The sequence below is a fragment of the Plantibacter flavus genome, from assembly GCF_900177615.1.
In the GTDB taxonomy this organism is placed as follows: Bacteria; Actinomycetota; Actinomycetes; order Actinomycetales; family Microbacteriaceae; genus Plantibacter; species Plantibacter flavus.
Map to the genome: position 1 here is coordinate 470,208 of NZ_FXAP01000003.1, position 15,429 is coordinate 485,636.

At 69.1% G+C, this 15,429-nt stretch carries 12 protein-coding genes; 1 reads left to right on the forward strand and 11 read right to left on the reverse strand.

Features of this window, described 5'->3' with window-relative positions; translation table 11 throughout:
- Positions 1-150: 150 nt before the first annotated feature.
- From B9Y95_RS12240 to B9Y95_RS12285, 10 genes are all read right to left on the reverse strand, one after another.
- Complete coding sequence (locus B9Y95_RS12240) at positions 151-696, reverse strand: GNAT family N-acetyltransferase (RefSeq protein WP_085512116.1); 546 nt, start codon at positions 694-696, stop codon at positions 151-153.
- 8 nt (positions 697-704) lie between these two features.
- Positions 705-1,157, reverse strand: coding sequence for a VOC family protein (locus B9Y95_RS12245; RefSeq protein ID WP_085512117.1), 453 nt, complete (start codon positions 1,155-1,157; stop codon positions 705-707).
- A gap of 160 nt (positions 1,158-1,317) precedes the next feature.
- A complete protein-coding gene (gene manA / locus B9Y95_RS12250; protein ID WP_200811403.1) occupies positions 1,318-2,523 on the reverse strand; it encodes a mannose-6-phosphate isomerase, class I in 1,206 nt (401 codons plus the stop codon).
- Positions 2,523-5,273, reverse strand: coding sequence for a CIA30 family protein (locus B9Y95_RS12255; protein WP_085512118.1), 2,751 nt, complete (start codon positions 5,271-5,273; stop codon positions 2,523-2,525). The genes manA and B9Y95_RS12255 overlap by 1 nt, the downstream gene beginning before the upstream one ends.
- Positions 5,270-6,268, reverse strand: a complete 999-nt coding sequence (locus B9Y95_RS12260) for an ROK family protein (protein WP_085512214.1) — start codon at positions 6,266-6,268, stop codon at positions 5,270-5,272. Before B9Y95_RS12260 ends, B9Y95_RS12255 begins: the two co-directional genes overlap by 4 nt.
- Before the next feature lie 11 nt (positions 6,269-6,279).
- Positions 6,280-8,766 carry a glycoside hydrolase family 2 protein gene (locus tag B9Y95_RS12265; RefSeq protein ID WP_234994091.1) on the reverse strand — a complete coding sequence of 829 codons (2,487 nt, stop codon included), beginning with the start codon at positions 8,764-8,766 and terminating at the stop codon, positions 6,280-6,282.
- Positions 8,763-9,683 (reverse strand): carbohydrate ABC transporter permease, encoded by a 921-nt coding sequence (locus B9Y95_RS12270; protein WP_412458824.1) that lies wholly within the window; start codon positions 9,681-9,683, stop codon positions 8,763-8,765. Before B9Y95_RS12270 ends, B9Y95_RS12265 begins: the two co-directional genes overlap by 4 nt.
- The gene (locus B9Y95_RS12275; RefSeq protein WP_085512119.1) at positions 9,680-10,639 is read right to left on the reverse strand and encodes a carbohydrate ABC transporter permease; all 960 of its coding nucleotides are present in this window, start codon (positions 10,637-10,639) and stop codon (positions 9,680-9,682) included. Before B9Y95_RS12275 ends, B9Y95_RS12270 begins: the two co-directional genes overlap by 4 nt.
- A gap of 82 nt (positions 10,640-10,721) precedes the next feature.
- Positions 10,722-12,020 (reverse strand): ABC transporter substrate-binding protein, encoded by a 1,299-nt coding sequence (locus B9Y95_RS12280; RefSeq protein WP_085512120.1) that lies wholly within the window; start codon positions 12,018-12,020, stop codon positions 10,722-10,724.
- 154 nt (positions 12,021-12,174) lie between these two features.
- Positions 12,175-13,044, reverse strand: coding sequence for a LacI family DNA-binding transcriptional regulator (locus tag B9Y95_RS12285; RefSeq protein WP_123539668.1), 870 nt, complete (start codon positions 13,042-13,044; stop codon positions 12,175-12,177).
- Positions 13,045-13,073: 29 nt separating this feature from the next.
- On the opposite strand from B9Y95_RS12285, the gene B9Y95_RS12290 reads away from it, so the two are divergent.
- Complete coding sequence (locus B9Y95_RS12290; protein ID WP_200811404.1) at positions 13,074-14,342, forward strand: ROK family transcriptional regulator; 1,269 nt, start codon at positions 13,074-13,076, stop codon at positions 14,340-14,342.
- 77 nt (positions 14,343-14,419) lie between these two features.
- Here the strand turns inward: B9Y95_RS12290 and B9Y95_RS12295 are convergent, their stop codons facing one another.
- Positions 14,420-15,427, reverse strand: a complete 1,008-nt coding sequence (locus B9Y95_RS12295; protein ID WP_085512121.1) for a glycosyl hydrolase — start codon at positions 15,425-15,427, stop codon at positions 14,420-14,422.
- Positions 15,428-15,429 lie beyond the last annotated feature (2 nt).

Sequence of the window (15,429 nt, forward strand, 5' to 3'; positions counted from 1 at the left end):
CCGCCGAGATCGATGCCATCCCGCTCGACGCGCGCCTCCACATCCTGGACGAGGGAAGTCCTGCTCGGTGGGTGTCGATCAGCGAGACCGATCACCCCTTCTATCCGGCAGGTGTCACGCGCTTCCTGCGTTCCCCGGAACCTCACCGCCTCATCGTGCCAGGTCGTTCTCCACATCGACTCGCCGTGACAACACCTGACCCGGCCACGCGTCAGCCCCGTCGCCGACCGTGAACGTCACATCACGGTCATAGCCAGCGGCCTCGTAGAACCGCACGAGATCCCCCGAGCCACCCGCGTAGCAGTCGACCCGCATGCGACCGACCCCGGCGGCCCGCGCGCGCTCCTCGGCGAATGCCAGCAAGCGGCGGCCGGTGCCCTTCACCCGCGGGTCGCGCGAGCCGATCAACACGCGGACGTAGACCTCCGGCTCGGTGGCGGCCGGCACGTACTCGAGCGCCTCGCCCAGCACGAGCGCTCCGCAGACGCCGACCGTGGGATGCTCGGCGACCCAGGCATCGGATGAGGCACACCACTGCTCGACACGCGTGATCCAGCGCTCCTGTGCGGATGCAGGTTCGGTACCCCACTGCTGCGTGTTGCCGATCCGCACGAACCAGGCGATCGCTGCATCGAAGAGCGCCAGCACCGCTGCTGCGTCCGCCGGGACGGCCCGACGGATCTTCAACTCGTCCATCAAGGCGCTCAGCTGTGCGTCGTGTTCGCCCGCATCTCCTCGACGGTCATCTCCGGCGCGCCACCGGCCGCCGCCTCCGGGTCCATCCAGACGAAGTCCCAGTGGTGGCCGTCGAGGTCGTCGAAGCTCTTCGAGTACATGAAGCCATGATCCTGCTCGCCGGCCGGGGTAGCCCCGCTCGCGATGGCCTGCTCGACGATCGAATCGACGTCGCCCTTGCTCTCGGCACTGAGAGCGAGCTGCACCTCGGTGGAGGTGGTGGCGTCGATGATCGACTTGCTCGTGAACTCCGCGAAGAACTCCCGCGTGAGCATCATCGCCGTGATCGTCTCGCTGATGACCACGCTGATCGCGTTCTCGTCACTGAACCCCTCGTTGATCGAGTACCCGAGCGCCTCGAAGAACACCCGTGACCGCGCCAGGTCGCTGACGGGAAGGTTGACGAAGATCATGGTGGGCATCTGGGCCGTCTCTCTCGAGGGTGCCGGCGGCCCGGTGCCGTCGATCGTTGTTGAATGATGGCGAGGATGGTCGACGACGTCAAGAGCGATACGACGCGAAGCGGCTCGAGGAGCGCAGGGATTCACGCGTACAGGTGACGGACAGCAGGCACCGACAGTGTCAGCCGGTGGCGACGAAGACCCGCCCGTCCGTGGACACCGTCACCGGGTCCGGACCCGGAGAGACGAACACCGCTGTCCCGCGCTCGAGCACGACGGTCTCCGCACCCTGTTCCACCCGCGCGGTACCACCGGTCACGACGATCACGGCCGCCTGGCCGCGAGCAAGGTCGGTCGCCGTCCCGGGATCGATCCGGACGAGCCGGAAGTCGTCGACCGGCACCGGGTACATGACCCCACCGCCGGTTCGCACGATCGGCTCGACGAACGGGACCGGCGACGGTTCGAAATCGAGAACCGCGAGGAGCTCCGGGACGTCGACGTGTTTCGGCGTCAGTCCGCCGCGCAGCACGTTGTCGCTCGAGGCCATGACCTCGACCCCGAAGCCGGAGAGGTAGGCGTGGATGTTCCCCGCGGGCAGGAACAACGCCTCACCCTCCCGCAGCGTCACGAGGTTGAGGAGCGCCGCGACGACGATGCCGGGGTCCCCCGGGTACTCCTCGGCGAGCTGCAGGATGAGCTCGCGCTCGGCCGACCAGCGCGATCGACCGTCGGCGTCCGGGACCGCTCCGCTGTCGGTGCCGACACCGGCGGCCGTCACCAGGGCGGCGACCACGCCGGGCGTCCGTCGTTCGAGCACCGCTCGCACCGTCGGTTCCAGACCGGCGTCACGCAACTCCGCCTCGAACGCCTCGAGCACCATCCGGTCCGGCCCCGCGACGAGGGCGGACAGGTGCATGAGGAATGCGCACGACTCCTCGACCGCCCGGAATCCGCAGAGGGCGCGGAAGCCGTCCTGCAGGGCGACGATGATCTCCGGCTTGTGCCAGGCGTCCTTGTAGTTCCGATGCGGTGCGTCCAGTGGCACGCCGCGGCGGTCCTCGTCCTCGAATCCCACCCTGGCCCGGTCGGGCGTGGGGTGGACCTGGAGGGAGAGCGGCCTCGCGGCGGCCAACAGCTTCACCAGGAACGGCATTCTGGAGTGCCCACCGAGAGCCGCGTCGGGGTCCGACGCGATCCAGTCGTTGAGGCTGTCGGGAAGACCGTGACCCGGCTCGACGAACTCGGTCACGCTGCCCGGGTGTGCCCCGAGCCAGAGCTCCGCCTGGGGCGAACCGTCAGCGGGTACCCCCAGCAGCTCCGGGATCGCCGTCGTCGACCCCCAGGCGTACCGCTTGGGGTCGCTGGTGATGCGATGCAGCGCCATCAGAGCGTGCGCCGTCGACCGCGGACCAGCAGCAGACCACCCATCGCGAGCAGCGCGAACGCGCCGACGATCCAGGGCGCGGCTTCCAGGCCGGTGCGGGCGAGGTCGCCCGCGGGTGTGCTGGTGGCGCCACCGTCGGAAGCACCCGGCTGTCCGGTACCAGGCTGTCCCGTGCCCGGCTGTCCCGTGTCCGGTTCCGGCTCCGCCGCCGCAACCGCCGTGACGACGTCGTCGACCAGCAGGGTGCCGGTGCCCTCGCCACCCAGGTAGAACCCGATCTGGGTCACCGAGGTGGGGTCGAACGCCGCCTCGCCGGCCCACGCCGGCGGAGCGAAGTCCGCGAACGGGATCTCAACGAGCTGCCAGCCGTCGCCTTCGATGGGCGCGACCGTCTCCCAGTAGGTCCCACGCGTCACGAACTGGACGGTGACGTCGTCGCCCGGTGTCCCCTGCACCCAGAACTGGAGCCCGGTGTACCCCCACCAGTCCTGCGGCGTCTGGAAGGTGCGGACGACGCCGGCATAGCCGGGACCGGCGAGGTCGTACGCGGCCGACATCGCGTTCGTCCCGGTGTCGGGGTTCGTCGTGAGCGTCGGTGTCACCGCACCGCCCCCGGTGTTCCGCACGTACGCGGCCTGCACCGCGGCGTCATCGGCGTACGACTCGAAGTCCTCGACGACGAGCGGTTCGCTCGGCAGCGCCTTCATGAGGAAGTCCGCCGCTCCCGTGCTCGAGGCGGTCGTCCCGGCTCCGTTGACCGCGGTGACCGACCACCAGTACCGCTGCCCCGGCGTGAGGGAGACCGTCGGGGTGACGGAGGGGGTTCCGACACCGTCGACGACGGCGACCGGGTCCCCGAGGTCGGCCTGCGCCGCGAGCGTGAAGCGGTAGTACGCCGCGCCGGCTGCCGGCTCCCAGGTGAAGGTCGGTGTCGCGGTCACGTCGACGGTGCCGGGTGCGGGCGAGGTCGATGCGAACGCCGCCGGTGGCCCGCTCGGGGCGTCCACAGCCGACCAGATGGTGGCCCGCGACACGGTCGCGTCGGCGGCGAGCGTCACCCGGAGGTAGGGCCCCAGGAGATCGCGAGCGATCACCGTGCCGCCGGGTCCGACCTCGGACGCGGCGGTCTCCCAGGTCGAACCGTCAGCGCTGGACTCGACCACGACCGACCCGGAGACGATGAACGACGCCGCCGACAGACGGTCCTGTCTCCAGGTGATGGTGGCCCCATCGGAGGCGGCGACCACACTCGTCCCGTCCGCGCGTGGCGCGATCGTCGCACCGTCGTGTGCCTCGGTGAGCAGCCAGGACTCGAGCGGATCCACGAGCACGCGTGTGTCGGTCTCGGTCGCAACCGGGTCGGAGACCGAGGCTGCAGAGCCGGCCGCGTCGAGCGCGACCACCCGGTAGACGGCACCGACCGGGGAGGCGAAGTCCGTGGCGGATCCGGCGTCGGCTCCCAGTGCTCCGGTGTCGACCGCCGTCCAGCTCGTCCCGTCGATCGTCCGCTCGATGCGGTAGGACACCGCACCGCCCACCCCACGCCAACGGACGGTGTTGATGCCGTCCGACCGGTCGACCGCCGTGATGAGCGGTGCCCCGACGGCGGGAGCAGCCGGCACGGCACCGATCGCAGCGGCATAGGCGGTGATCGCGGAGACCCGGGCGCGCTCGGCGTCGGTCGCACCGGGTGCATGGATCGTGAACCCGTCGTCGTGCGGGACGAGCCCACCACGGTCGCTGTTGCCGAACAGCGACCAGAACAGCATCCCGGTCACGTTCGGGTCGGCGACGAGCGGTTCGAGGAGCGCCGCGCTCGCAGCCGTCGAAGCGTACTCGCCGGCCAGGTAGACCTTGCCCGCGGCGGTGACCGTGGCCGCGTCCGCGGACACGCGTGCGGCGGTGGGCGGGTAGTAGTGCACGTCGACGATGTCGAGCCCCGGCGCCGAGAGGGTGTCCGGGTCGATGTCGAATCGACGACCGGCCGCGACGAGCTGCTGCGGGGCGCGTTCCTTGATGAACGCGACCTGCCGGTCGATCCACGGCGCGGTCATCCCCTCCAACTCGTTCCCGAGCTCCCACGCCATGATCGTCGGGTCCTCGGTGTACCGGACGCCGGTGAGCGCGTTCGTCCGCTGCAGGATCGCGTCGACGTAGGCCTGGTACGCGGCGATCGGCCGCTCGTCGGTGTAGAAGTCCGCCGACGTCAGCCCGTACGGGGTCGTGAAGTCGCGATGCCCGCCGTGGTAGTACTCCCACTCGTCGGTGAGCGGGAGCACCAGCCGGATGCCGAGCTTGCCGGCGTACGCGACGGCGAAGTCGATCGTCGCGAACGCCTCCTCGTTCAGCTGCCCGAGAGCCGGCATGATGGCGAGGGGGTTCGCGCCGTCCTGGCTCGTCGAGGTCATCATGTGCGTCCGGACGACGGTCGAACCCATCCTGGCCGCCGCATCGAGGGTGTCGGCGATGCGGAAGGCAGTCGGGTAGTCGACCCCGCCCACGTTCTCGTCCAGACCGAGCCAGTAGATGTTCGGGCCGCTGAAACGGAAGGTCTCGCCGTCGAGCACGAGGCGGGAACCGTCACGCTCGACGAACGAGGTGTTGAGCGAGGTCCAGTCGGCCGGGGCGGCAGCTGCCGGCGCCGCGAGCGCCGGGAGCAGTGCGGCGGTGACGGCCGCCGCGAGCATGCCGGCGGCGAGACGGCCGCTCGTGTTGCGGTGCGGTGGGCGGGGGTCGGGGGTGCGATTCATCGTGCCAGGCTCCTTCGTCTGGGATGGTGCATCGGGTCGAGCGGTGGGAGGCCGAGTGCCTCCGGTCGGTGGACGAGTGCTGCGGCGCCGAGGATCGGACCCGCGCCGTCGAGAGCGGAACCGGTCACGACGACGCCGGCCGCGTAGTCGAGGACGATGGCGTCCTGCACGGCGACACGGACGAGGTCGAGGTAGTCGGTGCTGACAGCGGTGAACCCGCCGCCGACGGCGACCGCCTCCAGGTCGAGCAGGGTCGCGGCACTCGCGATCGCCTGTCCGACCGCGGTGGCCGAACGGACGACGGCGGACCGCGCGACGGGATCCCCCGCCGCGGCGTCGACGGCGAGCTCCTCCCCGGTGTGTCCGTCCCAGCCGCGGGTTCGCGCCCAAGCGACGCTCCGTGGTCCGGAGGCGATGCGCTCGAGCGTCGCGTCGTCGGCCGACTCTCCAGGTACGCGTGAGGCGATCTGCACCTGACCGATGTGGCCGGCGTTGCCGCTCCGGCCGGCGATCAGCCGCCCGTGCAGGATGATCCCGCCGCCGACACCGGTCGAGACGATCATCGCCATCGAGTTCTCGGTGCCGCGGGTCGCTCCGAGCCAGTGCTCTGCGAGCGCGATGCAGGTCCCGTCGAGACGGACCACCACCGGGGCGTCCGGCAGCAGCCGCGCGACGTGTGTCCGGAGGTCGAAGCCGTGCAGTCGGGGGAGGTTCTTCGGGCTCACGGTGCCTCGGCCGAGGTCGACGGGACCCGCCGAACCGACGCCGACGCCGACGAGCGCGGAACCGTCCGGCAGGTGCGCGATCGAGGCGAGGACCACTCGGTCGACGGCGTCTTCCAGTGCACGGCGCCCGGCATCGGGCCCCGTCGGCGCCCGATGCGCGCTGCCGTCGACCACGACGCCCTCGGCCGTGACGAGTGCGGCCTCCACTTTGGTGCCGCCGAGGTCGACCGCGAGCGCGACCGACCCCGACGGATCCCGCTCCGCGGTCATGTCCGCCAGGGTCACCGCGCCCAGTCCTCGACCAGCTGGTTCGCGGTGCGCACGACCCGGGTCGACAGGAGCTCGTCCTCGCCGAGTTCCATCTCGGTCCGCACGTGGAACGTCACCCGCTCTCCCGGCAGGAGGGTCACGAGCTGGTCGTCGACGACGGCGGCCGGGTCCAGCTTGTCGACGAGCAGCGTGAGGTCGCGGAGGAAGGACTCGGCCGTGATGGTCACGGCGTAACCGTCCTCCTGGCGGGCGACCTCGGCGCTGAACCGAGGGGCGGGGATCGTTGAATCACGTGCCTCGGCGAAGGACCAGAAGCCGCGTTCCGCCCCGGCTGTGGCGACGAGCACTTCATCGGGTGCCGAGCCCGCGACCGCGACCGCTTCGGGGATCTGGACGAGCGTCGAGGAGCGTCGGTCCAGGTCGACGGGGACGCGCACCGAGGCGAGTTCGGTCCCGTCGAACCGGAGGCGCCGGATGACGAGGTCGTCCGCCCAGGCGTCCGGGCCGTCGTTGAGCACGGCGACCACGAGGGACTCCCCTCGCGGCTGCACGGTCACGAGCCGGTCGGCGTAGACGTGTCGCAGGGCGTAGAGCAGCGGCTTCGCGCGCTCGTCGCCGTCGACGGCCGCCCAGGACGTGACGGGCCAGCAGTCGTTCAGCTGCCAGACGATCGACCCCATGCAGCGGGGGCTCCACGACCGGAAGTGCTCGATCGCGACGGTCACCGCGTTCGCCTGGTTGAGCGACATCGCCCAGTGCCAGTCCTCGGTGTCGTCCGGGAGCGGCAGGTGCGCGACGAGTCCGTCGGTCAGTTTGTCGTTCCCGTCCGTCGCCTTCTGGTGGTGGATCATGCCGGGCGACTCCGGCGTGAGCGGGGAGTCCGAGATGGCACGGTCGATCGTCGACCACGTCGCCGGGCCCTGCCAACCGAACTCGGCCACGAAGCGCGGCGAGACGTCGCGGTAGGCGGGGTAGTCGACGCGGTTCCACAGCTCCCAGAGGTGCACGGATCCGTGGTCCGGGTCGTTGGCCGGGATGTCCGGGGTTCCCGACCAGGGGCTGCCGGCGGTGTAGTTGCCGGCCGGGTCGAGCTCGGCGACGAGCCGCGGCAGCAGGTCGAGGTAGTAACCCATGCCCCAGGTGCGACCCTGGACGCGCTTCTCCCAGCCCCACTCCTCGAAGCCCCAGATGTTCTCGTTGTTGCCGTTCCACAGCACGAGGCTCGCGTGCGGCATGATGCGCGTGATGTTGTCGCGCGCCTCAGCCTCGACCTCGCTCCACAACGGTTCCTCCTCGGCGTAGGCCGCGCAGGCGAAGAGGAAGTCCTGCCACACCATGATCCCGCGCTCGTCACAGAGTTCGTAGAAGTCGTCGGACTCGTAGTAGCCGCCGCCCCAGATACGGAGCAGGTTGAGGTTCGCGAACTCGGCCTGATCCATCCGGCGGGCGAGCCGCGCGCGGTCGACGCGGGTCACGAAAGCGTCGTCGGGGATCCAGTTCGCGCCGCGCACCCAGACGGCCTCGCCGTTCACGACGAAGCGGAACGAGGTGCCCTCGGCGTCGGGTTCGAGTTCGACGGCGACGGTCCGGAACCCGATCCGCTTCGACCACTCGCCGAGGCGTGCCTCGTCCTGCCCGAGGACGACGTCGAGGTCGTACAGCGGCTGCTCACCGTACCCGCGCGGCCACCACAGTTCGACGTCCGGCACGGTGAGCTCGACCACGGCGGTGTCGGCACCGGCCGCGAGGACGACATCAGCGTTCGCACCGATGACCGTCGCCGTGAGCGCGAGCGCCGCGTCACCGTCGCCGGCGCGTTCCACGTCGACGTGCACGGCCACTCGGCCCTCGCCGCCGTCGACCGTCACGACCGGCCGCACCGAGGCGAGGCGGGCCGTCGACCACGACTGCAGGCTGACGGGCTTCCAGAGTCCCGACGAGGCGGCGTCGAGTCCCCAGTCCCAGCCGAAGTTGCAGGCGGCCTTGCGGATGGCGTTGAACGGGTGGGAGTAGGTGTGGGGGCGGTAGCCGATCTCCAGGCTGGCCAGGTCGGCGGCCGCGACGGGCGAAGCGAAGTGCACGACGAGTTCGTTCTCGCCCTCGCGCAGGACGGCACCGACGTCGATGCGGTAGGTGCGGTGCTGGTTCCGCGTGGTCGCGACCACCGAGCCGTTCACGGACACCGTCGCGACGGTGTCGAGTCCTTCGAACACGAGGTCGTGCCGCTCGTGGCCGTCCGGCTCCCAGTCGAACGTGGTGCGGTACTCCCAGTCCGTCGATCCGATCCACGTCACGAGGTGCTCGTTGCGGTCGAGGAAGGGGTCGGGGATGAGCCCGGCGTCGAGGAGGTCCGTGTGCACGAGGCCGGGTACCGTCGCGGGGATGCTCGTCCCGACGAAGGCCTCGGGGACGGCCCCACCGACCGCACGCAGACTCCACCCCTCGTGCAGGAGGCGGGTGGTCAGGGGACGGACGGTGGCGGTGTCGATGATGCTCACTTGGTTGCTCCAGAGGTCAGGCCGTTGTAGATGTATCGCTGCAGGAAGAGGAAGGCGACGAGCGTCGGGATGATCACGAGGATCGTCCCGGCCGCGATGATCTGCCACTGGGCGCCGAACGGTCCCATGAACCGGAACAGCGAGGTGGAGATCACCCCCAGGTCCTGCGACGGCATGTACAGGAAGGGGATGTAGAACTCGTTGTAGATGGCGATGCCCTTGATGATGACCACCGTCGCGACGGCGGGCTTCAGCAGCGGGAGGATGATGCGCCAGTAGATCGTGAAGCGGTTCGCGCCGTCGAGCATCGCGGCCTCGTCGAGGGAGACGGGGATCGACTGCATGAACTGCAGGAAGATGTAGATCGCGACGATGTCGGTCCCCATGAAGAGCAGGATCGCGGCGCCGCGGGTGTTGAACAGCTCGAGTGCTGACACCACCTGGAACGTGGCCACCTGGGTCGTGACCGACGGCACGAGCGTCGCCAGGAGGAAGAGGCCCATGACGAGCTTCCGTCCGCGGAAGCGGAACCGGTCGAGGGCGTAGGCCGACATGGTGCCGATCAGGATGGTCCCGGCGACGGACACGAGCAGGATGATCGCGGTGTTGAGGAAGCCGGTGACCATGCCGCCCTGGTCGAAGGCGACGACGAAGTTGTCGAAGTTGAACCAGTTCGACGGCGGGGTGAGCGGACCGGTCGTCCGCTGCTCGCGGTCGGTCTTGAACGCGAGCATGAAGATCGTGGCCAGGGGGACGACGGCGAAGAGGCTCGCGATGATGAGCGAGGCGTACTTGATCGTCGTCGCGGTGAGGGCGGCGGCACCCTGTGGGCGCTTCGGCCCGCGGCGCGTCCGTCGCAGCGCGCGTCCGGGCTCGGGCGTGGCAGCGGAGACCGGTCGGTCGGCGGTGGCGGTCACGATTCGCCTCCCTTCTCGTCGGGGAAGACCCGGCGTTGGACGAAGGTGATGATCAGGACGATCAGCAGCAGGACGACGGCCATCGCGGACGCCAAGCCCACCTTCGAGAACTTGAAGGCCGTGTTCACCGTCTGGATCACGAAGGTCTCGGAGCCGTTGGCACCGCCGGTCATGACGTACGGCATCTCGAAGGCGGACAGCGCTCCGGCGATGGCCAGGATGAACGAGAGGCCGAGGATGCGCCGGATGCTCGGCAGGATGATGAAGCGGAACTTGTGCCACGAGTTGGCACCGTCGAGGTCCGCGGCCTCGTACTGCTCGGACGGGACCGACTGGATCGCGCCGAGGAACAGGACGAAGTTGAGGCCCATGTACCGCCAGACGGATGTGGCGGCGAGGGAGGCGTTCACGAACGACGGATCGCCGAGCCACTGCGGGGTGTCCTGCACGCCGACCGCCGCGAGGAGGGCGTCGAGGGTGCCGCCTGGGCGGAGGAAGTAGAGGAAGACCAGCCCGATTGCGACCCCGTTGATGAGGTAGGGGAAGAAGATGACGCCCTTGAAGAGGTTCTTGAAGCGGGTGCGGAAGCTCAGCAGCGTCGCGAGGTACAGCGCCAGGACGAGCTGGGCGACGGCTCCGACGAGGTAGTACAGGCTCACGAAGAAGACCTGGAAGATCTCCGGCTTCGTGAAGATCTGCACGAAGTTGTCGATGCCGACGAACTCCTGCTCAGGCTCCAGTCCGTCCCACGAGGTGAGGCTGTACCAGAACATGTTCGCGACCGGCACGTAGGTGAGCACGATCAGGAAGGCGAGCGGCACCACGAGGAAGAGCCAGGGGGTGACGCGCGACCCGGTGGCCTTCGGGGGTCTGCCCGGGCGCAGGGTCCGCGGCGGGCGTGGATGGTTCGTCACCACCGCTCGGGTGGCGGGTGACGCTCCCTGGACTGTGACCATGCTGATCGCCTTCTTCGCTGCGTGGGATGGAGGACACCCGGGCCCGCCATGGGGACGGGCCCGGGTGTCGATCGGATGGGTGCTACTCGGCGACGTCGGCGCGGGCGGCTGCCCAGCGCTCGTTGAGGTCGGCGAATGCGCTCTCCTTGTCGCCGTCGGCTGCGCCACGGGCGATGTCGATGAGCTTCTGGCGGTAGGTGTTGCCGAAGAGGTCGATCTCAGCGGCGTTCGCGATGTCGTTGATCACGGCTTCCTTGCCCACCGGGTCCGGAGCGAGTTCCAGGTAGGTGACGCCGAGGTCGGAGAAGTCGGCCAGCGTGTCGGGTGCCGGGTCGCTGATGACGGGGCTGATGGCACCCTGGCTCGCGGCGAATCCTGACTCGTTCGTGAACCAGTCGATCCAGGCCTTCGCGGTCGCCTTGTTCTTCGAGTACTTGCTGACCGCCAGGAACTTGTCGGAGGCGGTGACGGAGGTGAACCCCTCGTCGGTCTTCCACGGCATCGGCCAGAAGCCGATCACGTCGCGGGACTCGCCGGCCTTCTCGGCGGCGTCCTGCATCTGCGAGACGGCCCAGGAGCCGAGCACCATCGAACTGATCTCACCGGAGGCGAGGAGGTTCTTCGACTCCTCCCAGTTGGTGGTGGTGGGGTCCGGCTCGCTCAGGCCGGCGGCGACGGTGTCGAAGAGGAGACCGTCGATGTCGTACTGGTCGTTGCCCTCGGTCCAGGGACTGTCGGTGGCGATCATCTCGGTACGGACCTTCGGTCCCTGCGTGGCGCCGAGGTTACCTTCGAGCGTCGCGAGCGGCCAGCCGTCCTTGTAGTTCGTGTAGTACGGGATCGAACCGTTCGCCTTGATCTTCTCGAGTGCGGCGAGGTACTCCTCCTCGGTGGCGGGCGGCTCGGTGATCCCGGCCTTCGTCCACACGTCGCGGTTGAAGACGTAGCCCATGGCGGAACCGAAGGTCGAGACGCCGTAGGCCGTGCCGTCGAAGGAGGCCTCGTTCGCGAAGCGGTAGGTCTTGGACTGCTCCTCGGTGCTGCCGAGTGGCTCGAAGAAGTTCGCGTACTGGTCCTTGGTGACGTTCGACGAGGGGATGAGGAGCACGTCGCCGTAGTCCTTCGAGTTGAGGCGGATCTTGGCGTCGCCCTCGTAGTCGGTCAGTGCCTCGAACTTCACGGTGGTGCCGGGGTACTGCTTCTCGAACTCGGCCGCATAGTCCTTGAAGGTGGTGTCGACGAGGTCGGTGCGGTTCGTGAGGACGGTGATCTCGCCGCTCGGGTCGCCGTCGTCGTTGGCGGCTCCACCGGAGCAACCGCTGAGGACGAGTGCCGCGGCCGCAGCCGTCGCGGCGAGGCCGATGATCGGTCTCCGGGACATGGGAACTCCTTCGTTCGTGGGGGCGAAGGGCCGGGTCGCCTCGTCGCTCGCTGTCCAGCATCGTCTGCCGTCTCACGCCCGTCAAGACTAAACATTATTAATTTATATAACAAATCGGTCACGGGGAATCCACCCCACTCGCGCCCTCGAAGCCTCAAACGACGGGGACGGGACCCGAGGTGGAGCGCTCGATGACCACGGCGTGCGGCGCCTCACGAGTGGTACCGGGGCGACCCGCGAGCAACTCGAGCAGTTCCTCACCCGCCATCTCGCCGATGCGTTGCACGTCGTGGCTGAGCGCCGACATCGGCGGATCGGACAGCTGGCACTGCGCCGAATCGTCCCATGCCACGATCGAGAGGTCGTCTGGCACCCGCAACCCGGCCTCCTGCACCGCTTGCAGCCCGCCGAGCGCCATCACGTCGCTGTCGAAGACGACCGCCGTCGGCCTGGGGTCGCGCGCGAGCAATGCCTGCATCGCCCCGACGCCTGAGGCTCGGGAGTAATCGCCGCCGATCGAGACGGTGTCCACGTCGGGCAGGTCGGCGGCCAGGGTGAACGCCTCCATCCGCGACAGCGTGTGCGTGAGTTCGCGCGGACCCGTGACGTGCGCGAGCCGCCGGTGCCCGAGCGAGACGAGGTGGTCGACGGCCTCGTGCATCGTGACCGCGTCGTTGGTCCAGACCGCCGGAAGGCCCTGCGCCGTCGCCGGTGCACCGATCACGATCGCCGGGATCCCGGACCGCTCGACGAAGGCCACCCGCTCGTCGTCGTCGATGAGGTCCACGAGGATGACGGCGCTCACCGTGCCCTCCTGCTGCCAGCGCCCGAGCTGCAGCAGCTCATCCTCCCGCGTCGGCAGCACGCGGAGCAACACCGACAGGCCGTGCGGGCGGACCACACGATCGATGCCGGCGATGAGCTCGTGGTAGAACGGCTCCTCCCCGTAGATCTCCGAGGCCCGGAACAGCGTGAGGCCGATCGGCCGGGGCTGCGCGATAGTCTGTTCGGCATCGAGACCCATCGGGACGCGGCCTTTCGTGAGGAGTGGTCGTGTGGCCCTCACACTACGCGCTCGAAGATCGCCGGGAGGGACAGTTGGCCAGACGTGAGTCCGTGCAGTCGGGTCCCGGCAGCCAGGCGCTCATCGTCGACCTCATCCGCTCGGCCGGCACGATCAGCCGCACCGAGCTCACCGAGGCGACGGGCCTGACCCAGCCGTCGATCTCCAACATCGTCCGCCGCCTCATCGAGGACGGACTCGTCCGCGAGACCGGTCGGGCCGCGCCCCGCGGTGGCAAGCCGCGGACCCTCCTCGAGATCAACGCGAGCGCCAAGTACGGCGTCGGGATCCAGCTCGGGTTCGAGTCGATCACGCTCGTCGCCACCGACGTCCGCGGCGGCGTCGTCGGCCGGCAGCTCGTCGACGGCGCAGGCTCGGCCACGCCGGAGCAGGTGACCGACCGACTCGTCACGCTCTACCGCGGCTTCGTCGCCGGCGTCGGGCTCGCGGCGCCGTCGATCGCGGGCGTCGCCGTCGTCGCTCCCGGCCCGATCGCCCAACTCGGCGGCGTCCTCCTCGGTCCGCCCACGCTCGTCCGCTGGGACGACTTCCCCCTGCAGCAGGCGTTGCAGGAGAGCCTCGACGTCCCGGTGGTCGTCGACAACGATGCCGCAGCCGCAGCTGTCGGCGAGTTCTGGAGTCGCCAGGTGTCGCGCACGGAGTCCTTCGCCTGCGTCTACATGGGCACCGGGATCGGCGCCGGAATGGTGCTGGGCGGGGCCCTCTATCGCGGTTCGAGCTCGAACGCCGGTGAGCTGGGTCACATCAGCATCGAGGTCGACGGCGTCCCCTGCCACTGCGGCAACCGTGGGTGCCTGGAGCGCTACGCAGCACCGGCAGCCGTGATGGCGGCGGCCGAGGCCTCGCGGGATCGCCTCGACGGACTCGGGCTCGGCTTCGCACCGGAGACGCTCAGCCGCGACTTCGATCAGCTCGCGCGCGCCGCCGTCAGCGGTCACGAGGCGGCGCTCGATCTCATCCGCTTCTCGGCCGACCGCGTCGCCGCCGCCTCGGTGACCCTCGCGAACCTGCTCGACCTCGATCGACTCGTCCTTGCCGGCCCTGGCATGGCGGTAGCCGGTTCGCTCTATGCCCGCGCGATCCGCGAACGCCTCGAGCAGCGCTTCTTCGCCAGACGTGCCCACCCGATCGTGGTCGAGCTCTCCGCCAACCCGCGCGACGCAGCAGCGATCGGCGCCGCGTCACTTGTCCTCCAGGGCACGATCGCGCCAGGGCACGGGCCGGCGCTCACCCGCTGAGTCGCCCGAATCCGTCCAGAATCGCGTCGAAATCGAGCGGTTCCGGGCGACTCAGCGCTGTGGTCACGGCATCCCAGCTACGGCAGGACCACTTCACCCTGATTGAACACCCGCGGATGGAAGTACGCGTTCTGGATCTCGGTGTTGGAGTTGTTGCCACGCAGTTGCTCCGACCAGATCATGAAGTACGACCAACGCGTCTGCGACTGGAGGAGGTTCGCATCCGGCGCCTTCCCCAACTCCGCGATCGCGATCGGCTTCGTACCGGCGATCGTCTGCATCTGCTGATAGTCGGCGGCACTCGGATAGTTCTTGTACCAGACGTCGAGTGAGACCACGTCGACGTAGGAGTTCCCCGGGTAGTAGTTCGCCCACCCTCCCGCCGGGTTGTCCTGCACGTTCCAGACCCAGATGAGGTTGTCGAGCCCCTGTGAGTCGAAGTAGTCACGCATCTGCTGGAAGATCTTCGCCCCGCCGTTCGCTCCCGATCGGCCGCCCCACCAGTTCCAGGTCTCGTTCATCTCATGGAAGGGCCGGAAGAGGACCGGGACTCCGGCGTCCTTGAGCTGCCGAAGATATGGGACGACCTCGGCCATCCGCTGCCGCCACGTGGTGTTGAGAGCGGTGCCGCCCGTGACGATCTGGGTGAACTGTGCGTTGGTGATCTGCGTCTTGACACCGCCGTCGAACTCACAGGTCGAGGGCCCGGTCGGTGAGCATGCATGCCACGTCAACGCGACGAGCGAACCGTTCGCCCACTCGGTCTTCGCCTGATCGATCACCCGCTGACGGTTGGCGGCATCCTGAGCTCGGAACATCAGGTCACCGCCCCACAGACCGGGATACTGACCGGTGATGTCCTTCACCTGCTGCGTGTATTGGCCCGGCGCACTGGCGGGCTCCTTGTTGTGCTGGCCCGACACGACGTTCGAGCCGGTGATCGAACGGAGGTACTGGATCACCGACGCTTTCGTCTTGGCCGGGAACGCCTCCGCGGGCGCCGGTTGCCCGACCGCCGCTCCTGCCAAGCCGAGCACGAGCGCGGTGGCGAGCGCCAGTCTGCCGGCACGAACCTGTGATTTCATCG